The following is a 25,157-nucleotide window of genomic DNA, read 5'->3' as shown; positions in this document are numbered from 1 at the left end:
CTAAATAGTATTCATTATTAGTCTATTCGCGTTAACTTTAGGGTTTCTCCATTACCTATGATGATAGGAACTTTCTCTATTCTAACAATACTAGTATCTATTCCAAACCACTTCTCTGGTGAAACAGTTAATTTCTTTATTAATAATTTAGTACTTGTAACAAAATTATCCCATCTAGATAATTCACTTTCATTTGAAAGTATTTCTTGTAATAATACAAATTTAAAATCTCCAACAAGATGCTTATTACTATGGCCAATCATATATTCCTTTGGAGTATATTTTATCTCCTCGCTACGTACAAGATCTTGAATAACTTGATATAAAAATATATTAACCTTTTGTTCTACACGAAATCCAAGGTTAAATTGAATATAAAATGCTTCATTTGGCACTATTGTTTTTACATTATATTCTTTTGTATATGGTTCATCTGTTACCTTAACATTTACAAACCAATAAAATTTTGCACGCTTAGGTTGCTTATTAAAAATAGAAAAGATTATTTTACTTTCAATTTCTTCATAATTTTGAGATTCTGTTAAATATACAAGATTTGTTGCAAATAAAGGTAATTCCTTATCTTCTTTTAATGCCCTAAAGTGTTTTTTAAAGCATAATATTCCAACATACTGACTAAATCTCTTTCTTATAACTGTACCATAAATCCATATGTACATTAAAAATATTAATGCGCCTGCAATTATAATTGTTACATATCCACCATTAATAAATTTAAATAAGTTAGCATATAAGAAAGCTGCCTCTATAACAGTAAAAACAACAAAAACTATTATTGCCATTGATGCTTTCTTTTTAATATACCTTATGTATTGTGACAATAATACAGTTGTCATAAGCATTGTTATTGTAATTGCTAGTCCATATGCAGCTTCCATATGTTCTGATTTTTGAAATTTTAGTACTAATAGTACACATCCAATATAAAGTAACATGTTTACTGCTGGTATATAAACTTTGCCCTTATCTTCATTTGGATATCTAACTTGAAGCTTTGGAAATAAATTCAACTTAATAGCTTCAGAAACTAATGTAAATGAACCAGTTATAAGGGCTTGACTAGCTATTATTGCTGCAATTGTAGCTATTATAGTGCCAGGTATTATAAACCATTCCGGCATAATTAAGAAAAATGGATTTTCTTTAATCACATTTCCTTCTCTTAACATAAGCCATGCACCTTGACCTAAGTAATTAAATATTAAACTTATTTTTACAAATACCCATGTATAATGAATATTTCTTTTACCACAATGCCCAAGATCTGAATAAAGAGCTTCTGCTCCTGTAGTACAAAGAAATACTGCGCCTAAAATATATACACTTCTAGGACTTGTTATTAATAAGTGTATACCATAATAAGGATTTATAGCCTTTATTATACCAGGGAATTGTGCTACTTGAACTATACCTAAAATAAATAACATTACAAACCATATAACCATCATAGGTCCAAAGACTTTTCCTATTACATCTGTTCCAAATCTTTGAAGCAAAAATAATAGTGTTAATATAGTTATTACAATTATAATTATACCTCTTGTTTCAATTGGTATAACTAAGTTTAGTCCTTCTATTGCAGAAGTTACAGTTACAGGTGGTGTAATCATTCCATCTGCAAGTAATGTTGCCCCCCCTACAACAGCAGGTATTATTAGCCATTTAGCCTTTTTTCTTACCAAGGTATATAATGAAAATATTCCTCCTTCACCTTTATTATCAGCTTCTAAAGTTATCATTACATACTTTATTGTTGTTTGAAGGGTCAATGTCCATATAACAAGAGACACCCCTCCTAAAATAAGATCTTTTGATACATGTCCATTGTCTACCATAAGCATTGATTTCATAACATAAAGCGGTGATGTTCCTATATCTCCATACACAATACCTAGTGCTACTAAAAGAGATGCTATACTAACTTTTTTGTTAACTTTCATTTTGTATACCTTCCTACATTTCTTACAATATTAATTCATATAACTACATATTACGCAATTTTTTAATCTCTATTTGTAAAAGTTATTATTTTATAGAATAATGTCGCTCTCAAAATCAATATTTTATAGCAATATTATATTTAAAACAACATGCTTATATCCTTATATGAACGTTAATTTTATCTATCTATCCCCGTTATCTCAAATCTTGCATATATTATCTCTTTATTTATATTTTTTATGCTGATTTTCTTTAGTTTTTATAAAAAAAGGACTGTGAAATAATATATTTTTAATATTATTTCCACAGGCCTTATACTTCTGTCATATTAACTTTTATATATTAGTGTAACGTCTTCCTTTTGGTACTATAAATGGTGAAGAGGATATTCAATCTGTTAATATATATTCTCCTTATCTATTTTATTGATAGCTTAACAGCAGCTGCTAATGCTGCTCCAGAAGATTATCACAGTTTAGTAGTGAATTCCTCTTTCTTAATTAGAATAGTCATTTTAGTTCCTTCACCTATTTTACTTTCACAGTATATTTTCCCACCTAAAAGCTCTAATATCCTTTTTACAATAGAAAGGCCAAGACCATTTCCTAAATTTTTATGCGATTCATCACACTGATAAAACCTTTCAAAGATTCTAGTTGTTTTTTCTTCTGAAATACCAATTCCTTCATCACAAATTATTACCTCTACATTATCATCTATAGAAGTTAATATAATTTTAATAGTACTTTTAGGCCTTGAGTATTTAATTGCATTATCAATTAAATTTGTCCATACCTGATAAAGTAAATCATAATTACTCTTAATAATGACTTTATCTAGCTGCAGATCAAAATTATTCTCTCTGTTATCCCATTTTTCTGATAACATAATTATGCATTTACGAAGCTGTTCATCTAAAGAAAATTCTTTGTTCTTATCAACAATAGACTGATTGTCTAACCTAGAAAGCTGTAACATATTTTCAGATAGTTTTGATAATCTTACTGATTCATTATATACATATCCTAAATACTCTTGTTCTTCTTCTTTACTTAATCCACCATCCATAAGTAGTTCTGAAAATCCTGTAATAGCAGCAACAGGAGTCTTTACCTCATGGGATACATTGCTCATAAAGTCTTTTCGCATATAATCCATTCCACTTAATTCAGCTGACATCTTATTAACACTTTCAGCAAGTTCATCAATCTCATTGCTATACTGATATTTTCCTCTTAATTTTTCATTTCTCTTAATTTTAACTGTAAAATCACCTTCTGAAACTTTTTTTACTGCATTACTAACTTCTATAATAGGCTTTATAAAATGTGCTGTACCTACCCAAAGAAGTATTCCACCTAATACAATCGTCATAATACAAGCAAAAATGCACATAAAGATTGATATTGGCATTGTAACTTCACCCTTATAAAAAAGCTTCATGCCTAGCAGTACAATAACACAAGAAATAATACATGAAAAAGTCAGTGTAGCAATTGCTACTAATGAAAAGTGTATTCTTAATGACATTTTTAATTTTTTTTGCTTTTTCTTAGTTCTAATATTACTTAGTTTCTTCATAATTCTCTCCATTTAAAGCTTTGCCTTGTATCCTAATCCCCTGACTGTTACAATTTCAAAATCATTACTTTTTTCAAATTTTCTTCTAAGCTTTTTAATATGTGAATCAACAGTACGATCATTAATATCATTTTCCATTCCCCATATTTCATCCATCAATTCATACCTTGTGAATATTTTATTGGGATTGCTAAGTAATTTAAATAGTAAATAAAATTCCTTTGGTGGCATATCATAACTTTCAGTATCTGTATTAACAGTTAATGCATCATAATCTAATATAGTATTTCCAACTATTATCTTTTTTTCATTTGCAATTTGTGCTCTTCTAAGAAGTGCCTTTACTCTAAGGACCATTTCTTTCATATTAATAGGTTTTATCATATAATCATCACTACCTACCATAAAGCCCTTTTCCATATCTTCCATTTGGTCCTTTGCTGTAACCATTAGAATTGGTAGCATATATGAAGCATTTCTTAATTCTTTAACAAGTTCATATCCATTTTTATTTGGCATCATTATATCGCTAATAATTAAATCGATATGGTTTTTATCCATAATATCTAATGCTTGCTGTCCATCAAAGGAGGAAAAAACCTGGTAGTTTTCTTTTTTTAATTTTGCAGATATCATCTTATTTAGAGTCATATCATCTTCAACAACAAGAATAGAAAACAATACCTCCACCAACCTCTCTATGTTAGTTTTCTTTTAATTATCTCTCACTAATACGCCTTTGTCCATACGATAAATTACATCTACTAAGTCTAAAATACGTTCATCATGTGTTACCATAACTGCAGCTTTATTATGCTTCATTACTTCTTTTTTAATCATTTCAACTACCTGTCTGCCTCTAGTTCCATCTAAACTAGCTGTAGGTTCATCTGCTAAGATAACATCTGGATTATTCATAAATGCCCTAGCTATAGCAATTCTTTGTTTTTCCCCACCAGACATATTACTTGGATATTTTTTTGCACAATCTTTTAATCCAAGCTCTTTTAATGTTTCATTTACATCAAGAGAAACTTTTTTATTCATATTTTTAACTAATTTCAGCTGATCCTCAACTGTAAGATAAGGTAGTAACTGATGATTTTGAAAAATGAACCCAATTTGCTTTCTTCTAATTTTAGTCCAATTTTTTTGTTTTTCATCTGATAAGCATTTACCATTTAAAACTATCTCCCCACTATTTGGAGATAAAAGCATCCCCGCTATGGAAAGCAGTGTACTTTTCCCAGAACCTGATGGCCCAACTATTGCTACAAATTCTCCATGTTTTACATTTAGAGAAATATCTTTTAAAACTATATTTTCACTTTCTCCATCATGATATTTTTTTGTTATATTCTTAAGCTGTAATGCATATTCATTCATTATTCGTTACCTCCACCTATTGTAATCATTGGATCTACTTTTGCTACTTTTCTTGTAGAAATAATACTACATAAAATTGATATTAAAATAAATATAACTGAAATTGAACATGCAGAGCTTACTTTTAAATAAAAAGGCATACTACTTGGAAGTATTGATGCTATACCAAAAGCTAATGCATTTCCAAAAACAACTCCTATTAATGCTAGCATTATAACTTGGCTAACAATAAAATTAGTTAATTCTTTCATCTCCATTCCAATTGCTTTTAACACTCCAAACTGCTTTTCTTTTTGAATAGTTATAACATAAAAGAAAACACCTAATATTGCTGCTGAAATAACTACTAAAACCCATAATATCATTTTTATTGTAGTTTGCTCTGCAGAATAACCTGGAATATTTTCAATAATAGTTCCCTTATCAACTACCTTTACTCCATCAATATTAATTTCTTCTATATTTTCACCTTGTACTGCAATTGCATTATATTGTAGTTCGTAATTAGGATTCAATTCTTTTCTTATATCTATATATGTTTTTATAGATATAAACCCAACTGGTGTATGACCATACATTTCATCACTTGTAAAACCTACTACTGTCATTTTAATTCCTGTTGATGAATCTTCTACTATATCACCTATTATTATGCCCTCTTCTTTAAAAGAATCATTTAAAACAATCGTATTTTCAGAATCCGTATCTATAAATGCAGTCCCTTCTGTAATTTTAGGCAATATGAAGCTTTCTGTATCAATTGCAAAATATGTTAAATTAATCTTACTTTCTTCACCTGATTTTAAAATATACATTCTCTGCATATTTAATACTGCTACATTATTTTGTGTCTTGTCTCTAATCATTTCATAATCCTCTGTAGATAAATTAGAAACTGTAATTAGGTTTTCAGAATCCTCACTAATTATAAAATTCTTTGCATCTACATTATCAATTGCTGAACTTACTGCTCTTCCAAGTCCATTTGCAAGCCCTGATAAAAAGAGTACCATAAATATCATTAAAACTAATATCATCTCAACTAATAAATATTTCTTCTTATTGTATTTTAATTCTTTCCATGCTAATTTCATTTGTTACCTCTTTCTCTATGTTTAATATTTTTAACTTAATATAGTTCAAGAATATGACCTGAATATGACGCAAAAAAACTTTGTATAAAAAAAGCGGATTCACACTCAAATCCGCTTTCTTATCATATAGTATTAAATTATATTAATAATTAATGACTACAACCTAACAATCTATACTCACTTGTTATATCTATGACTAATTTACAACTTCCTATTTTATGATTATTGTCAATTACTTTAATTAAGAATTTACTTGATTAAAGTAATTCAAATTAATCTATATTAAATATTTCTAAATTTGCAATTCCATTTCCTTTTAGTTTTAAAGTAGTATCTATAGCATCATTGTAAATTCTAGTGCTAAACACTTCTTCTCCACCATTTAAGAAAATTTCTAAAGAAGAATTGTCCGAGAATATTCTTAAAGAGTTTACTAAGTCTATCTTTACTACTCTCACATCTCTTCCATAACCTGATTTTCCAAGTTCTAATTTAAATACTCTATTACTAAATGAAAGCTTACAGTTTTCTCTAAATTCAATTTCAAATTCAGTAGAGTTTTCAAAGTTAATTTTTAATTCAAAGGTATGATTTTCAAATATCTCTAAAATAGGATTTTCATTTAATAAAACTTCATTCTTTACTGAATCTCCTTTTCTTAAAGCTTCTAGTTCAACAACAGGAATTTGATATATCTTATCATTTCTTAAAACCAATTCTCTTGGAATAGTTAATTGATGTTGCCAAAAGTTATCTATAGTTGGATTTTTATGCTCAACTGCATCAGGTACACCCATCCAACCTATAATTATTCTTCGCCCTTTAGAATCTTTAAATGTTTGTGGAGCATAAAAATCAAAACCTCTATCTATTTCAACAAACTTTCCATGATTAAATTCTTTTTTATTATTAATAAATTCTCCTACAACATATCCGCATTGATATACATTATTGTACTTATATCCTTCTGCCTTTATTCCTTGAGGTGATAATAATAACACATCCTTATCCCCTAACTTAAAAGTATCAGGACATTCCCACATATACCCCATGTTATCTAATTTTCCTGCTGGTACTGAAACAAACTCCCAATTATGAAGGTCTTTTGATTTATATAATAATATACATCCCTTATCATCCTTAGTTCTAGCACCAAGAACCATATAGTAAGCACCATTTTCTTCCCAAACTTTAGGATCTCTAACATGTAAAGACATATTTCCTAGGAAATCTTCATTTCTAAGTAATACCTTCTTCTCCGAGAAATTTATACCATCTTTACTTGTTACTAAGATAACATTTTGTTCTCTTCCTGTTAATATATAATCATGCTTTCCAGGATGCTTTACATTACCTGTATAGAAAAAGTAAATTGTATCATCTTTAACAAATGCTGAACCTGAGTACACACCATCTTTATCTTCTTTTATATCAGGATATAGAGCTACCCCTTTATCTTCCCAATTAACTAAATCCTTAGAGGCAGTATGTCCCCAGAATTTTAATCCTCCTGTAGGAGACAATGGTGAATATTGATAATAACAATGGTACTCTCCATTAAACTCACATAATCCATTAGGATCATTTATCCAACCTATTGGTGGCATTATATGATATTTATTTCTCCATTTATCACTATTAACTAATTCTAAATTTTTATCCATACACTCTTTAATTCTTACATCAAATTTTTCTTTTAACATAAACTTATCTTCCTTTTACTAATGCTAATACTTCATCTTTATTTGGCAGTGCTCCTATAGCTCCCCTTTTACATACTGTTAATGCTGCTGTCGCATTAGAAAAAGTTAATATTTCTTTTATCTTTTCTTCTTCTAAAGTAACTAAACTTTCTAAAGTATTATTTTCTTCAGCTATCTGGTATAAAAATGAGCCTATAAATGAATCTCCAGCACCTGTTGTATCTTGTGCTTCTACCTTAAAAGATGAAGAAAACACTTTTCTTTCCTTAGTTATAAATTCTGCTCCATTAGTTCCTTTAGTATATATTATGACCTCAACATCTCCTTGCATTAAGAAGTTTAATGCCTCTGTTTCATCTGATATTCCAGTTATAAATTCTAATTCTTCATCACTAATTTTAACTATATTTGAAAGGGGTAAGAATTCTAATATTGCCTCTCTGCAAGCTTCCTTACTTTCCCACAATGGTAATCTAACATTTGGATCAAAGCTAATTAAACAGTTATGCTTTTTAGCAAATTCTATTGCTTTTCTATGAGCCTCTTTAATTGGTGCATCTATTAAGCTTACTGAACAAAAATGTAATATTCCTTCATCTTTAAAAACATCTTCATCTATTTCAGATTCATTTAATAACATATCTGCACTTGGATTTCTATAAAATGAAAAATCTCTTTCCCCATCTTCTTTTAACGAAACAAAAGCTAATGCAGTATTTGCTTCTTTTGTTCTTAAAACCTTTGAAATGTCTACTCCTAAAGGCTTAACTTCCTCTAATATATGGTCTCCGAACCCATCCATGCCTAGCTTAGTAAGCATTTGAGACTTACCACCTAGCTTTGCAACTGCTGCTGCAACATTAAGTGGAGCTCCACCTGCAACTCTTAAAAAGTTATTTACATCCTTTAATGCCACTCCCTTTTCATGTGGAATAAAATCAATTAAAGCTTCTCCTATTGAAATTACCTTTTTCATCTATTATCCTCCTAACAACACCCTGGGGAACATTCCCTCAAAAATCAACATCTATAATTCTAGTCAATATATTTCACTAATCCAATTATATATAATAACAAATTAAACTTGTATATATGATTTATAAGCTTTTGTAAAAAAGTTACCACAATTAGAATTTAATCCTCTATTGTGATAACCTCTTAATAATTTTGTTACTTTTTATTATTTTCTAAAAAATCAATAATTACATCAATTATTTCCTTACAATAAAAAACATTTCCTCCATGATCTCCATCATCTACACAATAAAAATCAACATTCTTATTATAATTAACGCATTTTTCATATAGCTCTATACTTTGCTCAAATGGAACAACACGATCTTTATTCCCATGAATTATTAGTAATGGATCATCATTAGAATTTTCATTAATATAATATATAGGGGATGCCTTTAAAGCTATATCTAAATTATCTGAAATCCTATCAACTCCAAGAATCATAGTTCCTGGTGAATATTTATCATGATCAAAAGCTGAACAGTATTTATGCATCGTTGATAAATTACTTATACCATATAAGTTTATAAATCCTCTTACATCACATAATGGTTCATCTGTATAATCTAGTTTATAATTCTTCCAAGTAGCCCAACACATAGTAGATGTATGTCCTCCACTTGATTCCCCTGACACAAATACATTATTCATATCAATTTTTAATTCTTCACTATGTTCTCTAATATACCTCATTGCACACTTTGCATCTAATATCTGTCCAGGAAATAAGGCTACATCACTAGGACGATATTCTACAACAGCTAAAATGTATCCTTTAGTTACAATATCCTTAAAATCTAAAATATGAGCATTTAGATTTTGTTTCAGCCAAGCTGAACCTTGAACGTGGAAGAATAAAGGATATTTTTTATTTTCATCAAGATTCTCTGGATATACAAGCCTTAACTTTAAGTCAATTCCATCTTTCTTGCAATATACAACATCTTTTCCAATAAATGCTCTTATATTATTTTTATCACCCTTAATAACCTTAGTTCCTTCTGGATAATTAATAACTTTCGGCATTTCTTCATAAGTATATCTCATTTCAAATATCATATTTTTCTCCCTTCTAAAAATCACTCAAAAAATATCTCTTTTAAAAAGTCAGCCATCATCTTCCATGCTCTTTCAGCTTCTTTCTCATTATATTCTTTAAGCCATTTATGAGTAAAACCATGTTGACAATCCTTAAATATCTCAAATTTAACGTTATTACCTTGAGCTTTAGCCTTATCTGCAAACTCCTTTTCTTCTTTTAACAAAGAATCATATTCTGCAGCTAATATAAGCATTCTTGGAAGATTACTTAAATCTGCTAATAATGGAGAAGCTAGTGGATCATCTAAATCATTAAGATCTTCAAAATACCAATTTATATATTGCGCTATTCTACTTGGATTCATTGCTTTACTAGGATCAAGCGCCTTCCTATCTTCTTCACTTAAGGATTGTTTTAAAGGAGAATAATCAATAATTTGTCCACTTATGCCAATTTCTTTTTTTTCACGATCTAATAAGCATAATGCAGCTGAAATATACCCTCCAGCACTATGACCACCTACAACAATTCTACTTGGATCAATTTTATATAAATAACTATTTTCTTTTATTTTTACTATTGCTTCATATGTTGAATAAATTGGTTTTGGAAATTTAAATTCAGGTGCTAAACAATAATCCATGTTTATTACTGCACAATTAGCTTCATTAGCTAACCTTTGACAGTAAACCCCATCTACTTCTGCATATCCAAGAACATTTCCACCACCATGGAAATTAAACATAACTGGTAAAACTTCATCTTTATCACAAGCTTCAGGTCTATATATATATCCATCTACATATCCAGAAATACTAGTTCTTACAGAAATTTTTTCAAATTTTCCATTTAATCTTTCATTATATACTACTTCATGATTTTGTATTTCTTTTTGCATTCTGTATTCATAAATTGAATAATCTTCTTTTTTCATATTAACTCCTTTCTATAAATCATCATATGTTATTAATGAAATATTATTTTCTTCTAAATATTCTTTTGTTTTTATATCGCATAACATTTCAACTTCATAAACTCTTGGAATATTAACTGAAGAATTTTCCAATATAAATGCATCAATATATCCAGGATGTGTAATAACCATATCACAATCACCAATATGATTATGTTCAACAGCTTCTATTAATGGATCAATAGATTTTTGCTCACTTGAAGTTACTATATGAACATAAACATTAGTATTACCAACTAACATAGGAATTTCTCCAAAAGTTAATCCTGAATATTTTAATCTATATTTTTTAGCAACTATTTCTAACCCCTTAAAAAAGTTTTCGCTTTTAATAGCATGCCCATCTAAATATCTAGGCTTATCTCCTGTTAATTCAATAAACCTCTTATATTGTGCTTCAATTTCAATTATAACTTCATCTAAATCAACAATATCTTCATTTGAATTGCGATAATTACTAGATGCCTTAAATTGCCCATTTTCATTAACTAAACTAGGAATTAATTTAGGGTCACTAACAGGTTTTCCTACACAAATATTAGTATGTTGCCCTAAGCATATATTATATTCTTTTATTAAATTAAAGCCATGATTAGCAGCAGGCATGTTTGTCATCATGCCTACTGATTTAACTAATCCATCTTTTATAGTTTTTTCTATCCCATAATTTACTGCTTCACTATATCCAAGATCATCAGCTCTTATTAATATTTTTTTTACTTTATCATTACTAATATTATTTTTCGCCATTTATTTGTTCCTTACTAAATCCAAAGAAATAAGTAACTGCTGCTGCGACAATAACAGAAATTAAAGAACCTATAATACCATGAACTGTATTTGCAGTTGTATGTCCTGTAAAGCATAATAAACTAATTATATTTGTAACTGGAATTAAAGTATAGTGACCTATATTTAAAATACCAAAGTATAATCCACCTGCAAATCCACCTGCAATCATTCCTAATAAAGGTTTCTTATATCTAATTGCTACTCCATAAAGACCTGGTTCAGTAATACCACCAACAATTAATGAAACAAAATATCCCCATGATAATGATTTTTCTTCTTTATCTTTAAGTCTTAAAGCAGCTCCTAAGCACATACCAAGAACTGCAAATGTTGCAGCAGCCATACCTGGGGCAACAAAGGATTCACTTCCATTTATCATAAATGTTTGAATTAAAGCTGTGATTAAAATAATATGCATTCCTGTTAAAACTAATAATTCAAATGTAGCTCCAATAAGTGCAACTCCTATAAATCCAGCAACACCATTTAAATTTAATATACCTTGGCTAATTGAAGCACCAATCCATGCACCAGCTGGTCCTACAGCACATAGAGTTATAGGTAACATAACAGCAATTGTAAGAGCTGGAGCTAAAACGCTTCTTATAGCAGAATGTAAGTGTTTATTAAAGAACTTCTCAACATAAGACATAACCCATACGCTCATAATTATTGGTAACATAGTACTTGAATAGTTTTCTACAGTACTTGGAATACCAAATACACTAAATGCTCTTCCCTCTTCAACCATCTTCATAAATGTAGGATGAAGCATGATAGCACCTAATAATATTCCTAATAAAGGATTAGTATTAAATTTCTTAGCAGAAGTGTATCCAATTATTATTGGGAAGAAATAAAATCCAGCATCACCTACGAAAGTTGCTAGAACATATAAATCACTTGTTTCAGAAATTAAATTTAACATTGTTGGTCCAAAAATAGCAGGTATCATCTTAAAGAATGCTGCTATTGTTATAATTGGAATAGCTGGTGTTAAACTTCCTGATAATGCATCAAGTATTCCATTTCCTATTGATTTTAAAGTGATCTTCTTCTTTTCATTTTCTGATTCGCCACTTAATTTAATATCAGCTGAAAAGTTTCCAATATTACATACTTCTTTATAAAGTATTGAAACATCTTGACCAATTATGATTTGAAGTTGTCCACCTGCGTGCATAACCCCAATAACTCCTGACAAGGCTTTTAATCTTTCATCATTAGGTATACTTTCATCCTTTAAGTTAAAACGTAATCTTGTAGCACAATGAGCTACATGCATTACATTTTCCTTACCACCAACCTCTTCTAGAATTCTTTTGGCTAGTTCATCATAATTTTTCTTTTTACTCATTATTATTCCTCCTTAAAATATAAAAAAACCAAAGCAAAAATAAGATAATCTTATTTCACTTTGGTTATGCCTCCATTACGAGTAACAATCCTTATAAAGTTTAATTATTCACTTTTTTACTAATCCTATTTATATGAATCATTAAATAAAACAATTCATCATCTGTATGCTTAGACTTTAATTTTTTATCTATATAATTTGCAACTAGAATAGAACATTCATAAGCTTTAGGATTATCATTTTTTAATTTTTCCATCAGACTTCCAACATTATCAACAAATTGTTCTTTATTTTGAACCCTATTTAAATAATATCTAAGGTGATTAGCAAACCTATTAAATATAAAGTCCTTACGATTAATTTCCATATTAAAATAATCTTGTATAATTGCAGTAACTTCATCAATTAAATCTTCACTATTTACATCTTTATCAATACTTTCATTTTCTTCTTCCGCACTAATAAAATGCATAGCTATATTAGTAACTTCACTTTCTGGTAAATTAACCATTAACTTTTTCTGAATTAAATTAACTGCCATTCTCCCAAGCTCTGTTTCTTTAGGATATAATCTCTCAATTTCAAATGAAAAAGCAAGCTTCATTTCCTTATATTTTTTGAGTCTAACCATTGCAAAATTAATATGATCTGCTAAGCTTACTACTAAATTAGGATTTAAATTACAATTTAATGTATTTTGAGCTATATCAACAATCTGTGCAGATACTTGTAAAATATCGTCTGGTATTTCTTCTATCATCTTGTATAAGTTTGAATCAATTCTATAGAAGGTCATTTGAATTACTGATAAATCTGTTATTTCATAAGGCATTTTAGGAAATCCTATTCCTTTTCCAAAAGCTATTAATTCTTTAGCATTGTTATCCATGCATATTGCAACATTATTATTAATTTTTCTTATAGCCCTCATTCATACCCTCCTTTACGCAAAAAAACTCCTCAAAGCATACCAAAAATAAATCTGGTAATGCCTCAAAGAGTAACAATCCGTATCTGTAAATAAATAATAACATCTAATGTAATTGTTGTCAATATAATTTTATATTTATACTCACTAATAATTTAAATTAATATTCTAACAACATTCTCTACTGTTTTTTCTAAATTTCTTGATCCCTCCTTTAGTGCTTCATCTAAAGAAGTTACTCCTCTTAGTATTCCAAAAATAGAAGTTATTCCTATATCATATAGATTTTCTGATCCATCTTCTACTTTACCAGCAAAAGCAATAGTTTTTACCCCTTGTCTTTTTGCTGCTGACGCAACCCCCATGGGAGTTTTTCCAAATATAGTTTGACTATCTATACCCCCTTCACCAGTAAATACAAAGTCAGCTCCTTCTATTTTTGATTCAAGGTCGGTATGTTTAATTATTAATTCTATTCCTCTTAAAAGCTTTGCATTAAGAAATGCTAAAAGTGCCGCTCCAAGGCCTCCTGCTGCACCTGCTCCTTCAATATAAGCAACATCTTTTCCTAAATCATTTTTTATTACATTAGCATAGTTTTCTAAAGCTTTATCTAAAGATACTATCATTTCTTCTGTAGCACCTTTTTGAGGACCAAATATTCTTGATGCTCCCTTTTCTCCTATTAATGGATTAGTAACATCACAAGCAACTTCAAAGGTCACTCCGTTAAGACTTTCATTTAAATTACTTAAATCTATCTTATTAAGCTTTGATAAAGCAGCTCCACCAAAATGAAGTTCATTGCCCTTATCATCTAATAAGTGTCCACCTAAAGCTTGTATCATACCAGCTCCACCATCGTTAGTAGCACTTCCTCCTATTCCAATTAAGATATGCTTTGCTCCATTTTTTATTGCATCTAATATTAGTTCCCCTGTTCCAAAGGTTGTAGCTATTAAAGGATTTCTTTCTTCTCTTTTTACAAGTTGTATTCCGCTTGCACTTGCCATTTCTATTATAGCCTTACTTCCATCTCCAAGAAGTCCATAAGTTGCTTTTACTTTTTCTTTTCCAATTGGAGGAGTTACAAATGTTTCTACAAGTTTTCCTTCTGTAGCCATAACTAAAGCTTCTACAGTACCTTCTCCGCCATCTGCCATTGGAACTTTTATACATTCTGCATCTTTAACAACTTTTTTTATAGCTCTTTCCATTGCATCACAGGCTTCTTTTGCTGTCATACTTTCTTTAAATGAGTCTGGTGCTAATACGAATTTCATTTTTTCTACCTCCACTTTTACCAGTTAACAATTAATAATTAACTATTAATAATTTTCTATATTTACTATTCTATAAAATTACTCCAAATACTATTGTTGATACTATTGTCATTACTAAACCTACTAAAGATTCATAAGGTATAAGTTTTAATCTTTCTTTTATTTCCATGCCTACACTTCCACCTGTTGCATGAAAGAAGCTTCCATGTGGAAGATGATCTAGTACAGTAGCTCCACTATGTATCATAGCTGCTGCATTTAATCCTGGTATTCCAAGTTCAAGGATTGTAGGTCCAAATACAGATGTTCCAACCGCTGTTCCTGAGGTAGTTGATGCTGTTGCTGCTGACATTAATATACCAGCTATTGGTGCTAATAATATACTAGGCAAACCAACTTTATCAACTCCATTTATAATTAAATCTTTTAATTGTGAGTTAGAAATTATACCTGCTAAAGTTCCTGTTCCAAGTAAAAGAATTGCAACACCACTCATTTTATTTAAACCAACTACTGCATAGTTTGAAATTTGTTTTCCCTTACCCATTATTATTGCTCCAATTATACCTCCAACCGGTAGTGCTATTAATGGGTCTATAACTATTCCTGCAATAGGTCTTAACATAAGTAATATTATTGTTATTATAGGACCTGAAATTGCTGCTATAAAGCTTGGTAACTCTTTAGATTCTTTTTCTTCACCTTCTATATTTTGAATTTTTACACCTTTTTTATCTATCCATTTTGCTAACATACAAGTTACTATAACTCCAAATATTGCTGGTATAATTCCTGCAATCATTAAACTTGTTAGAGGTACTTGTAAGTTTTCTGATGCTACTATAGCATTTGGATTTGGTGACATCAAATTCCCTGCTTTTCCTCCACCTATCATAGCTAACAAAATTGCTGGCTTACTAAGATTTGCTTTCTTTGCAATTGCTATAGCTATTGGAGAAACTGTAATAACTGCTACATCTATAAATACTCCAACCATAGTTAAAAGCATTGTAGCTATTGCTAATGCTATAAGCGCTCTTTGCTGACCTATTTTACTAACTATTGTTTCTGCTATTTTAATAGCTGCTCCTGATTCAATAAGAACTCCTGCTAAAACACCCGCTGTTAAAATTCTAAGGATAGCAGTTATCATTCCCTTTGCACCATCCATCATGAAATTAACAGTATTAACTAATGAAACTCCACCTACTAAGCCTCCAATTAATGCTCCTAAAATTAGTGCATATGCTGGATGAATTTTTTTAATAATTAAAGTGATTGAAATTATAAGTGCAACTATTGCACCTAACGCTGATACTGAAATAACATCCATTTTCTAAACCCTTCTTTCAAATCTTTTATTAATAATTACAATTTTATTGTAGCTTCATTAGAAAATGTTTTCATTGTGAACTTGCACAATCTTTATTTAAATATCTTTGTTAATGTGAATATATATTGTAATAAATATAAGTATTTATTAATCTAAAAATATCAATGGAATTATTAAAGGATAACCCTGTTAATTCTTCTATTTTAGATAATCTATAGCTTAAAGTATTTCTATGAATATGTAATAATTCTGCTACCTTACCCCTTTCAAAATTTTCACTTACAAAAACTCTAAAAGTATCTATAAGCTCTTCTCCCCCTTCTTGTATCTTCTCTAATAATAATTTTGAATCTTTATTTTTTACTATTTTCTCTATTTCAGAATAAAAAATAGCATCTTCATCTCTTATTACTTTTTTCTTTATACCTAAAGCCATTGCTATATTTACAGTACTTATTCCTTTATAAAAGGTCTTTGATAATATATCTGATTTTTTTAAAAATATCATTAAATTTACTTCTTCTTTTGCTTTTTCAAGCAAATCCTCTATTAAATTATTATTTCTTTCTATATTGTTATTAAGCACAATACATATCCTAGATGAATTTAAACTAATTATATCTACTTCTTTATTAAAATAAATTTCTATTATCTTTTTAATTTTTTTACTATATTGCTTTTTATAATCAATTATTAGAAGGTAACCTTTTTCTTCTATATCAATATTAAGTTCCTTACCTCTGTCTATAAACTCATCATCATAAATTTCTTTTCTATGAATCCATTCATACAAATACTCTTCTTTTAATTTATTTTTTATTATATACTTTTCAATACTATACTCCTGTTGAATCAAAAGTTCTGTTGTAACCTTAACTAACTCACCAAAAGACCTTACCTTTTTGGGGCTTCCTGTTATTCCAACTACACCTATACTTCGTTTATTAAACATTATAGGCATATTAACGCCTGGTTTTACCCCTTCTCTTTCTTCATATACTTCTATAGCTGAAGTTCCCTGCAATGCTTCTTGAGCTCCTAAATGCAATGTATTAATCCTATCTCTATCTCCACTTGCTATAATTATTCCATCCTTATCCATAATATTTACGTTATAAGGTATTATGTCCATCATTCTATCAACTATTTTTTGTGCTAAAGATTTACTAAGCATAATATATTTCTCCCTATAAATTATTAATATTCTTTAATTAAATTAATATCATAAAAAACACTTTATATTTTATCATATTTAAATCATTAGATATATTTTTATAAAGTAAAAAGTGATAGCTACTATTTTTAGTAACTATCACTTTTATTATATTTCTTTTAAAGAATTTACTACAAGTATATCAGCTGGTAACCAATAAAGAAAAAAGATAACCTACTATTATTAGTAAAATCATCTTCCCAGCTTAATTATACCATGTAAAAAATATAAAATATAGACTTATATTTTTCATTTTGTCTATGATAAGATAATGTAAATATATTATTCTACTAAAAAGGAGAATTCATATGAGTATTGAAAACAAACTAACTAACAGCCCTAAAGCAGATATAATTTTAGATAACGGACCTTTTTATCATGGAACAAAGGCTGACCTTAAAATAGGAGATTTAATTAAAATAGGATTTTCATCTAATTATGGTAAAGCTAAAAAAGCTAATTTTGTTTATATGACAGCAACTTTAGACGCAGCCATTTGGGGGGCAGAACTAGCATTTGGGGATACTAGTCAAAGAATATATATAGTTGAACCTACTGGTGAATTTGAAAATGATCCTAATTTAACTGATAAAAGATTTCCAGGAAATCCTACTCGTTCTTATCGTACAGCCTTCCCATTAAAAGTAATTGGAGAAATAACTGAATGGAAAGGCCATTCACAAGAAGAACTTAAAAATATGAAAGATAATTTAAATAAACTAAAAGAACAAGGAATTGAAGCTATTAATGAATAAAGGGAGAGGTTAGTCCTTCCCTTTCTTTATATTCTCTTACAAAAAAGCTATTTTATTGTTAAGTTTTATGTCGTAATATAGCTTCTTAACTTCAATAAATTCACCATTACTTTTATTAAAAATCGCTCTTGTGTATTTAATATTAACTTTTTAATTTCTATAAAAATCCACCTCAAATACTAAGTATAAATACCTAATATTTGAGGTGAACTTTATAAGTTGTTTCTATTAGACTGAACTTATTTGGAAAATCCTACAATTCCAAATGAACCTGGTCCTCCATGAGTTGTAATTACACAGCCTGTTTGCATCCATGTAACTTTTTCAAATCCCATTTCCTTTACTTTATCTTCAGCCAATTTACGGATGGCCTCTGATAATCCTATTGACCACAATAGATACACTTCTTTTTTATCTAAATTTTTATCATTGCTGTATTCTTCTATTAGTTTGGGAATTATACTTTCCATTTTTCCCCTATACTTTTTCTTGGCTACTAAATATCCATTTTCAATTTCAATTGATGGATGTATTCTTAGTATTTTACCACCTATAAATACGGCATTACTTACACGGCCTCCTGCTCTAAGGTACTCCAATTCAGCAGGAACAAAACACATTTTAGTATTATCACTTATTCTGCTTACTTCTTTTAATAATTCTTCCATAGTAACATCAGGATTTTCTTTTAGATATTTAGCTGTTTGAATAACAACTGCCGCCTGACCAACTGATACATTCTTAGTATCAAAGCTTGTAACATAATCTCTATGCTCTGCAGCTATTAGTGCACTTTGGTAAGAACAAGTTGTTACCGCTGAATATGCCAAATGTAATATTTGTTTATCTGGATATAATCTGTGAATATCATCAAATACCTTTTCAAAATCCTGTGGTGAACTTCCACTTGTCTTTGGTATTTTATTTGTATTGTTATAATACTCACAAATTTTTTCTACTGGAAAAGTTCCATCATCATAAGTATTATCTCCCATAGTAACATGCATTGGAACAAGGAAAATCCCCATTTCTTTTGCAATGTCTTTTGTAATATCTGAACCTGTTTCTGCTACTAATATAATATTATTCATCCTTAATTACCCTTCTATTGTTTATTTGTATATAATCAACTTTACATATATATTTATATTATACCATTGTTTCAATAATTTTATAATTTTTTCTTACTTTCTAATATCTCTACAAACTTTGTAGAAGCTAGCGAAAGTGGAACCTTCTTTAAATAGCACACACCAATACTTCTGCTTGGTATTTCTTCTAAAATCTTAACTTCATAAAGCAATCCTTTTTCTAAATATTCTTTTGAAAATTCTTTTACTACACAAGCAATACCTAAGTTTATTTTTGCAAACTCTAATAATAAATCAAATGATCCAAGTTCAAACTCTGGAGATATTTTTACACCTTTTGATAACATAAACTTTTCTACATACTTTCTTGAATTTGAACTAGGCTCTAGAAATATTAAAGGATATTTAACCATTTCCTCTAATGGAATTTTTTTATTTGTTAAGTCCTTATATTTTTCTCCACAAACAAAAATATCTTTAACCTTTCCACATGGTTTTACTTCTAGTGAAGAATCATTAATTGGAAGGTTACAAATTGCAATATCAATTTCTCCACTCTTAATTAAATCACAAAGTTCTGATGTAGTTCCATTTATAATTTTAAATTTAAGATTAGGATATTTATTATGAAATATTTCTAAATATGGAAGTAAAAAATATTTAGATATAGTGTCTCCTACTCCAATTTTCAGCTCTCCCACAGTTAAATCCTTAGATTCTAATATTTTTTCTTCTCCTGAACTTATTAAGTTAATTGCTGAGTTTACATATTCAAATAAAAGTTTTCCTTCGTTAGTCAAAGTTACCCCTTTTGGTGTTCTATTAAAAAGTCTAATATCTAATTCTCTTTCTAACTGCATTACAGCCTGACTTACAGCTGGTTGTGTCATATAAAGCTCTTTTGATGCTTTTGAAAAGCTTTTGCTCTTTGCTACCTGACAAAATACTTTATATAAGTCTAATTTAGCAATCATATAAGTACTCCTTATATCATTTATTAATTCTATTTATTTTACTTATACCACTTATTGTTGTATAGTACAAGAGTATTAAGTATTTAAAACAAATTTAAAATTGTTAGGAGAGATTGTTTTGGAAAGAGTTGTTGGTACAGTTGTTAGAGGACTTCGTTGCCCTATCATTAAAGAAGGGGATAAAATTGAAGATATCGTTGTAGAAAGTGTACTTAAAGCTTCTGAAGCTGAGGGCTTTACTATAAATGATAAAGATATAGTTACTGTAACTGAATCAATAGTTGCACGTGCTCAAGGAAATTATGCTTCAATAGATAATATAGCTACAGATATTAAAGCTAAATTTGGTGACGATACTATTGGTGTAATATTTCCAATTCTAAGTCGTAACCGTTTTGCAATTTGTCTTCGTGGTATAGCAAAGGGAGCTAAAAAAATAGTATTAATGCTAAGTTATCCATCTGATGAAGTTGGAAATCACTTAGTTGATTTAGATATGTTAGATGATAAAGGTGTTAATCCTTGGACAGATGTTTTAACAGAAAAAGATTTCCGTAATTTATTTGGATATAATAAACATCCTTTCACAGGTGTTGATTATATTGATTATTATAAATCTTTAGTAGAAGAATATGGTATTGAGTGTGAAGTAATATTCTCAAACAATCCTAAAACTATATTAAATTATACAAAGAGTGTTCTTACTTGTGACATTCACACAAGATTTAGAACTAAGAAAATTTTAAAAGCAAATGGCGGAGAAAAAATTTATAGTCTTGATAATATATTATGTGAATCTATTGATGGAAGTGGATGTAATGAAGCTTATGGATTATTAGGTTCAAATAAATCAACTGAAAATACTATTAAACTATTCCCAAGAAACTGTCAACCTGTAGTTGATAAGATTCAATCAATCTTAAAAGAAAAGACTGGTAAGACAGTTGAAGTTATGATTTATGGGGATGGCGCTTTTAAAGATCCTGTAGGTAAGATTTGGGAACTAGCTGATCCAGTAGTTTCACCTGCTTTCACTAAAGGACTTGAAGGGCAACCAAATGAAATTAAACTTAAATATTTAGCAGATAATGAATTTGCAAACCTTAAAGGTGAAGAACTTAAAAATGCAATTTCAGAATATATTAAAAATAAAGATTCTGATTTAACTGGTAATATGGCTTCACAAGGAACTACTCCTAGAAGACTTACTGACCTTATAGGTTCATTATCAGATTTAACTTCAGGAAGTGGAGATAAGGGAACTCCTATTATATTTATTCAAGGTTATTTCGATAATTATACAAAGTAATAAATTAAAAAGTATCTACTACGAACAGATAAAAAATCTATTAGTAGTAGGTACTTTTTAATTAAAAATATTTTTAAAATTGTTTTTATAAGTATTTATTAGTTGCCTATTTATCCATATGATTTATCTATCAATATCCTAATAATCTAGCTTATTACTTTCAATAACACCTAAAACATTTTTATTTGTAGTAACTACTCTTGGTATCTTAATTTGATTTTTAGAAATTCCTTTCATGAATAGAAATTCTTTCACCTTATTAAAAGTTCCTTCTTCAAGCATTATTACTTTTGGCATCGCTAATCCACTTTTACTTCTAAAGCGCTTGTACGCTAAATTGCAATTTCTAAGTTCTTCATCTAGCGTAATCTCTATACTTCTAACTAATTCTTTTGTAACTTTTCCTTTAACTTCAAAGTAAAATTGATATCTACCTGGTGTTATTGAATTGTCAGCCACTGTTGTATAATCTATCAAATCAAGTTTTAGTCTATTTTTTGTGTTTCTAATTGCATCTGTTAAATGTTCCTCAGTTGTTTTTTCTGATACCATGTTTAATACTTGATTTCTTCTATATAAAAATTCTATTTCAGGTGAATTATTATAAAAGCCTACTACCTTAACAACATCACCTATCCTATACCTATAAAGACCTGTATAGGTAGTAATAACTATTTCATAACTTTTTCCTATCTCTAGTTGATCTGAAGAAATTGCTTTTGGATTATTTTTACTTAATTCTTCTGATGGAATAAACTCATAAAAAACTGTATCTGGTATTATTACATATCTTATATCTTTAACATATGGATTTATTCCCATAATACCTTCTGATGCAGCATAACAAGGTGAATATATTTGAACTGGTCCTAAATAATACTTTACCGCCTCATCATAAATTGTAAAATTAGCCCCTGTAACAGAAGCTATATACTGTAAGTTTGGCCATACTCTTTTGCATATTCCTTTAAATCCCTTTTTAAATTCATTTTCTAATTCATCTGCTCTGCTTGCATTTGGTGTTAAGTATTTATTTAATTCTTTTCTAGTTTCTTCATCAATATTCAGTGTTTTACTTATCCTTCCTTGGCGGATATCTTTTACTAATTTATCTGAATTCTTTTCCATAACTCTTAATAAATCTAGTATATTTGAAATAAAAACCCCAGATATATATAATAATTTTTTCTCTTTTAACCCAAAAAGTACGTGTAAATAAAGTGCTACTTCTTTCTCTTTAATCTCCATAACTTCATAAGGTGAAGTATATAAATATGGTAATAGAGTTTTTATACCATTAATTCCACCTGAAGTAGCTGAACAAATAGGGATTCCCCCCTTAGTATAAGTACTCATAACAATATCTGCAATCATTAATCCCTTACCATAATTCCAATCTTCTTTTAAGTTATTATAAGAAAACCTGGTAATTAATAATGCCATATACTTTGCACCCTTCATTTTAGTACGCTTTGTTACGGGAATTAACTTTTGTTTACCCGTAGTCCCAGAAGTATGCCCAAAATACTCAACCTTCCCTTTTATTAGTATATTTTTTTCACCATTAGCCATACGTTCAATATAATTATCGTAATAAGAATATTCAGTTAATGGTACTTTCATCTTAAAATCCTCTTCCGAAAGTATATTTCTAAACTTAAATTTTTCTCCTATCTCACTACTAGCATTTTTAGATAAAATATCAAGTAATAATTCATTATTTACTTTTTTAAAGTTTTTAGTTTCTTTATTAAACTTTTTTTCTACAACTCCTCCACAGCCAATAATTGTCCTATAAAGTAAATTACTTATTATGGACATACTTGTACACTTCCTATGATAGTTTTTCATAAGCATTATATGAAATTGACTTAAAACTGTTAATAAATTGTTACAATAGAAATCTCAAATTTTCATGTGCAATACGTTTTAACTATATTTATTACTTATTCTTATTTCTCACAACATATAATAATTTATCTACATATCTTTTATCCATTTGTACATACCTTGAGCCATTTTCACTAGAAGTTTTTTCAGCTCCACTATCCATAATATATTGATCTATATCAACATATTCTTGCCATGAATCATTTTCATATTTATCAGAAGGCTGAGTCATAGATGGGTAAGCCAATTTTATCTTTTTACTATCTTTCAATTGAATATTATAAAAGAATTCTCCCTTATTTCTTCCTCTATCAACAAATCCAGTATTTACATATTCTACATCACTAAAGTTGTATTTCTTACCCTTTAAGTTATAAAAGCTATAATCATAAATACCATCTTCTGTAACCACAACTACGCTAGTTATTACTATGTATATAAGTGGAATTATTATTAATATCAAAAATTTATTAACTCCTCCCCATATAACTGAACCTTTATTCCTAGAATATTCTTTCTCTTTTCTTAAAAATAACATTCTAATTGTAATAGCAGCTATTGCAAGTATTACAAATAATAAATATGAGTATGGAGACTTTATAAAATAAGTTAAATACTCTCCTTTTACAAATAACTTTCTTTGTATAAATGCAATTCCTATATAAAATGCTATAAAGGATATTACTATTACTGCTATCAATAGGATGTAAAATATAAAGGATACTATATGCCTTAGTAGATCTACTGGAGCACTGTATTTTTTATTGTACACTTTTAAATAATTTCTAATATTATAAACAACTAAAGTAAGCCCAAGTATAACAAAAACTATGTTAAGCACTATATTTTCATAATTTTTATCACATATGTTTATAAATAGCCAAAGTACTGGCCCCAAAGCTATAAGTATAGATGAGAATAGTCCATATTTAATATACTTTTCATCTTTCATGTATATATCTCCTTAAATTTCTATATTTTTAATTAATTTATATAGTTATATTGCATATAAAAAATATAATTAACTTATAATACTAATACGTATAATTATATATATTTAATTATATACAAATAAAGGAAAAATGAAAGTAAAGAACAATATTTATAATGGATTTCTTATAACATTGTTTAAAAATTAAGCAAGAGAGCTATTTTATAGCTCTCTATATGTCTAGGTTAATATAATTTTTAATAGAAGAAAATTTATTTAGTATCTATTAGTTTATATTGTAAGTCATTCAAAGTTTAATATTTTACTCTAATTATAATACCAAACTAATTTCGAACTTCAATTTCCTGTCTCCTTATTACCTGCTTTATCTTTATTTCTCACTGGTACAAACTCTGAAGTAGTATCATTTGGATCAATATAAACATAATCTCCATTATTATCTTTTTTAAGACCTAAAGATGCCATTTTCTTTTTACTATTTTTATATTTTGTACTCATTAACTTCACCTCTTAAATGTTATC

At 28.6% G+C, this 25,157-nt stretch carries 22 protein-coding genes; 2 read left to right on the top strand and 20 right to left on the bottom strand.

Annotated elements, in window-relative coordinates; translation table 11 throughout:
* Positions 1-17 precede the first annotated feature (17 nt).
* From ABDZ60_RS09760 to ABDZ60_RS09690, 15 genes are all read right to left on the bottom strand, one after another.
* A complete protein-coding gene (locus tag ABDZ60_RS09760) occupies positions 18-1,961 on the bottom strand; it encodes a KUP/HAK/KT family potassium transporter (protein WP_343777821.1) in 1,944 nt (647 codons plus the stop codon).
* Positions 1,962-2,430: 469 nt separating this feature from the next.
* Complete coding sequence (locus ABDZ60_RS09755) at positions 2,431-3,543, bottom strand: sensor histidine kinase (protein WP_343777819.1); 1,113 nt, start codon at positions 3,541-3,543, stop codon at positions 2,431-2,433.
* Positions 3,544-3,555: 12 nt separating this feature from the next.
* On the bottom strand, positions 3,556-4,224 hold the full coding sequence (locus tag ABDZ60_RS09750; RefSeq protein ID WP_047002271.1) for a response regulator transcription factor: 669 nt from the start codon (positions 4,222-4,224) through the stop codon (positions 3,556-3,558).
* Between the two features lie 33 nt (positions 4,225-4,257).
* Positions 4,258-4,929, bottom strand: a complete 672-nt coding sequence (locus tag ABDZ60_RS09745) for an ABC transporter ATP-binding protein (protein ID WP_343777817.1) — start codon at positions 4,927-4,929, stop codon at positions 4,258-4,260.
* Positions 4,929-6,023 (bottom strand): ABC transporter permease, encoded by a 1,095-nt coding sequence (locus ABDZ60_RS09740; protein ID WP_016208203.1) that lies wholly within the window; start codon positions 6,021-6,023, stop codon positions 4,929-4,931. The genes ABDZ60_RS09745 and ABDZ60_RS09740 overlap by 1 nt, the downstream gene beginning before the upstream one ends.
* 272 nt (positions 6,024-6,295) lie before the next feature.
* The gene (locus ABDZ60_RS09735; protein WP_343777815.1) at positions 6,296-7,726 is read right to left on the bottom strand and encodes a glycoside hydrolase family 32 protein; all 1,431 of its coding nucleotides are present in this window, start codon (positions 7,724-7,726) and stop codon (positions 6,296-6,298) included.
* Between the two features lie 4 nt (positions 7,727-7,730).
* Positions 7,731-8,702 carry a PfkB family carbohydrate kinase gene (locus ABDZ60_RS09730; RefSeq protein ID WP_343777813.1) on the bottom strand — a complete coding sequence of 324 codons (972 nt, stop codon included), beginning with the start codon at positions 8,700-8,702 and terminating at the stop codon, positions 7,731-7,733.
* A gap of 194 nt (positions 8,703-8,896) precedes the next feature.
* The gene (locus ABDZ60_RS09725) at positions 8,897-9,802 is read right to left on the bottom strand and encodes a prolyl oligopeptidase family serine peptidase (RefSeq protein WP_343777811.1); all 906 of its coding nucleotides are present in this window, start codon (positions 9,800-9,802) and stop codon (positions 8,897-8,899) included.
* 20 nt (positions 9,803-9,822) lie between these two features.
* The gene (locus tag ABDZ60_RS09720; RefSeq protein WP_343777809.1) at positions 9,823-10,719 is read right to left on the bottom strand and encodes an alpha/beta hydrolase; all 897 of its coding nucleotides are present in this window, start codon (positions 10,717-10,719) and stop codon (positions 9,823-9,825) included.
* A gap of 12 nt (positions 10,720-10,731) precedes the next feature.
* Positions 10,732-11,508 (bottom strand): ChbG/HpnK family deacetylase, encoded by a 777-nt coding sequence (locus tag ABDZ60_RS09715; RefSeq protein ID WP_343777807.1) that lies wholly within the window; start codon positions 11,506-11,508, stop codon positions 10,732-10,734.
* On the bottom strand, positions 11,495-12,907 hold the full coding sequence (locus ABDZ60_RS09710; protein ID WP_343777805.1) for a PTS transporter subunit EIIC: 1,413 nt from the start codon (positions 12,905-12,907) through the stop codon (positions 11,495-11,497). The genes ABDZ60_RS09715 and ABDZ60_RS09710 overlap by 14 nt, the downstream gene beginning before the upstream one ends.
* A gap of 100 nt (positions 12,908-13,007) precedes the next feature.
* Positions 13,008-13,838, bottom strand: a complete 831-nt coding sequence (locus ABDZ60_RS09705) for a PRD domain-containing protein (protein ID WP_343777803.1) — start codon at positions 13,836-13,838, stop codon at positions 13,008-13,010.
* Positions 13,839-13,990: 152 nt separating this feature from the next.
* A complete protein-coding gene (locus tag ABDZ60_RS09700) occupies positions 13,991-15,118 on the bottom strand; it encodes a glycerate kinase family protein (protein ID WP_343777801.1) in 1,128 nt (375 codons plus the stop codon).
* A 70-nt stretch (positions 15,119-15,188) separates the two neighbouring features.
* Positions 15,189-16,451 carry a GntP family permease gene (locus ABDZ60_RS09695; protein ID WP_343777799.1) on the bottom strand — a complete coding sequence of 421 codons (1,263 nt, stop codon included), beginning with the start codon at positions 16,449-16,451 and terminating at the stop codon, positions 15,189-15,191.
* Positions 16,452-16,560: 109 nt separating this feature from the next.
* Entirely contained in the window at positions 16,561-17,625 is a 1,065-nt protein-coding gene (locus ABDZ60_RS09690) for a CdaR family transcriptional regulator (protein WP_047002276.1), read from the bottom strand.
* Positions 17,626-17,972: 347 nt separating this feature from the next.
* Here ABDZ60_RS09690 and arr point away from each other — a divergent pair, with 347 nt between their 5' ends.
* Positions 17,973-18,419, top strand: coding sequence for an NAD(+)--rifampin ADP-ribosyltransferase (gene arr / locus ABDZ60_RS09685; RefSeq protein ID WP_343777796.1), 447 nt, complete (start codon positions 17,973-17,975; stop codon positions 18,417-18,419).
* Between the two features lie 239 nt (positions 18,420-18,658).
* Here the strand turns inward: arr and ABDZ60_RS09680 are convergent, their stop codons facing one another.
* Both ABDZ60_RS09680 and ABDZ60_RS09675 read right to left on the bottom strand, forming a co-directional pair.
* A complete protein-coding gene (locus ABDZ60_RS09680) occupies positions 18,659-19,510 on the bottom strand; it encodes a DegV family protein (RefSeq protein ID WP_343777794.1) in 852 nt (283 codons plus the stop codon).
* 80 nt (positions 19,511-19,590) lie between these two features.
* Positions 19,591-20,484 (bottom strand): LysR family transcriptional regulator, encoded by an 894-nt coding sequence (locus ABDZ60_RS09675; RefSeq protein WP_343777792.1) that lies wholly within the window; start codon positions 20,482-20,484, stop codon positions 19,591-19,593.
* A gap of 118 nt (positions 20,485-20,602) precedes the next feature.
* Between ABDZ60_RS09675 and ABDZ60_RS09670 the strand changes: the two genes are divergently transcribed.
* The gene (locus tag ABDZ60_RS09670; RefSeq protein WP_343777790.1) at positions 20,603-21,793 is read left to right on the top strand and encodes a coenzyme F420-0:L-glutamate ligase; all 1,191 of its coding nucleotides are present in this window, start codon (positions 20,603-20,605) and stop codon (positions 21,791-21,793) included.
* 138 nt (positions 21,794-21,931) lie between these two features.
* Here ABDZ60_RS09670 and ABDZ60_RS09665 read toward each other — a convergent pair whose 3' ends face one another.
* The 3 genes from ABDZ60_RS09665 to ABDZ60_RS09655 form a co-directional block, all read right to left on the bottom strand.
* Positions 21,932-23,614 (bottom strand): GH3 auxin-responsive promoter family protein, encoded by a 1,683-nt coding sequence (locus ABDZ60_RS09665; protein WP_343777788.1) that lies wholly within the window; start codon positions 23,612-23,614, stop codon positions 21,932-21,934.
* A gap of 121 nt (positions 23,615-23,735) precedes the next feature.
* Entirely contained in the window at positions 23,736-24,635 is a 900-nt protein-coding gene (locus ABDZ60_RS09660) for a hypothetical protein (RefSeq protein WP_343777786.1), read from the bottom strand.
* Positions 24,636-24,971: 336 nt separating this feature from the next.
* On the bottom strand, positions 24,972-25,133 hold the full coding sequence (locus ABDZ60_RS09655; protein WP_343777784.1) for a hypothetical protein: 162 nt from the start codon (positions 25,131-25,133) through the stop codon (positions 24,972-24,974).
* Positions 25,134-25,157 lie beyond the last annotated feature (24 nt).

It is taken from the genome of Clostridium sartagoforme (assembly GCF_039521405.1).
Taxonomy (GTDB): domain Bacteria; phylum Bacillota; class Clostridia; order Clostridiales; family Clostridiaceae; genus Clostridium; species Clostridium sartagoforme.
This window is presented reverse-complemented; position numbering and strand designations above follow the sequence as displayed.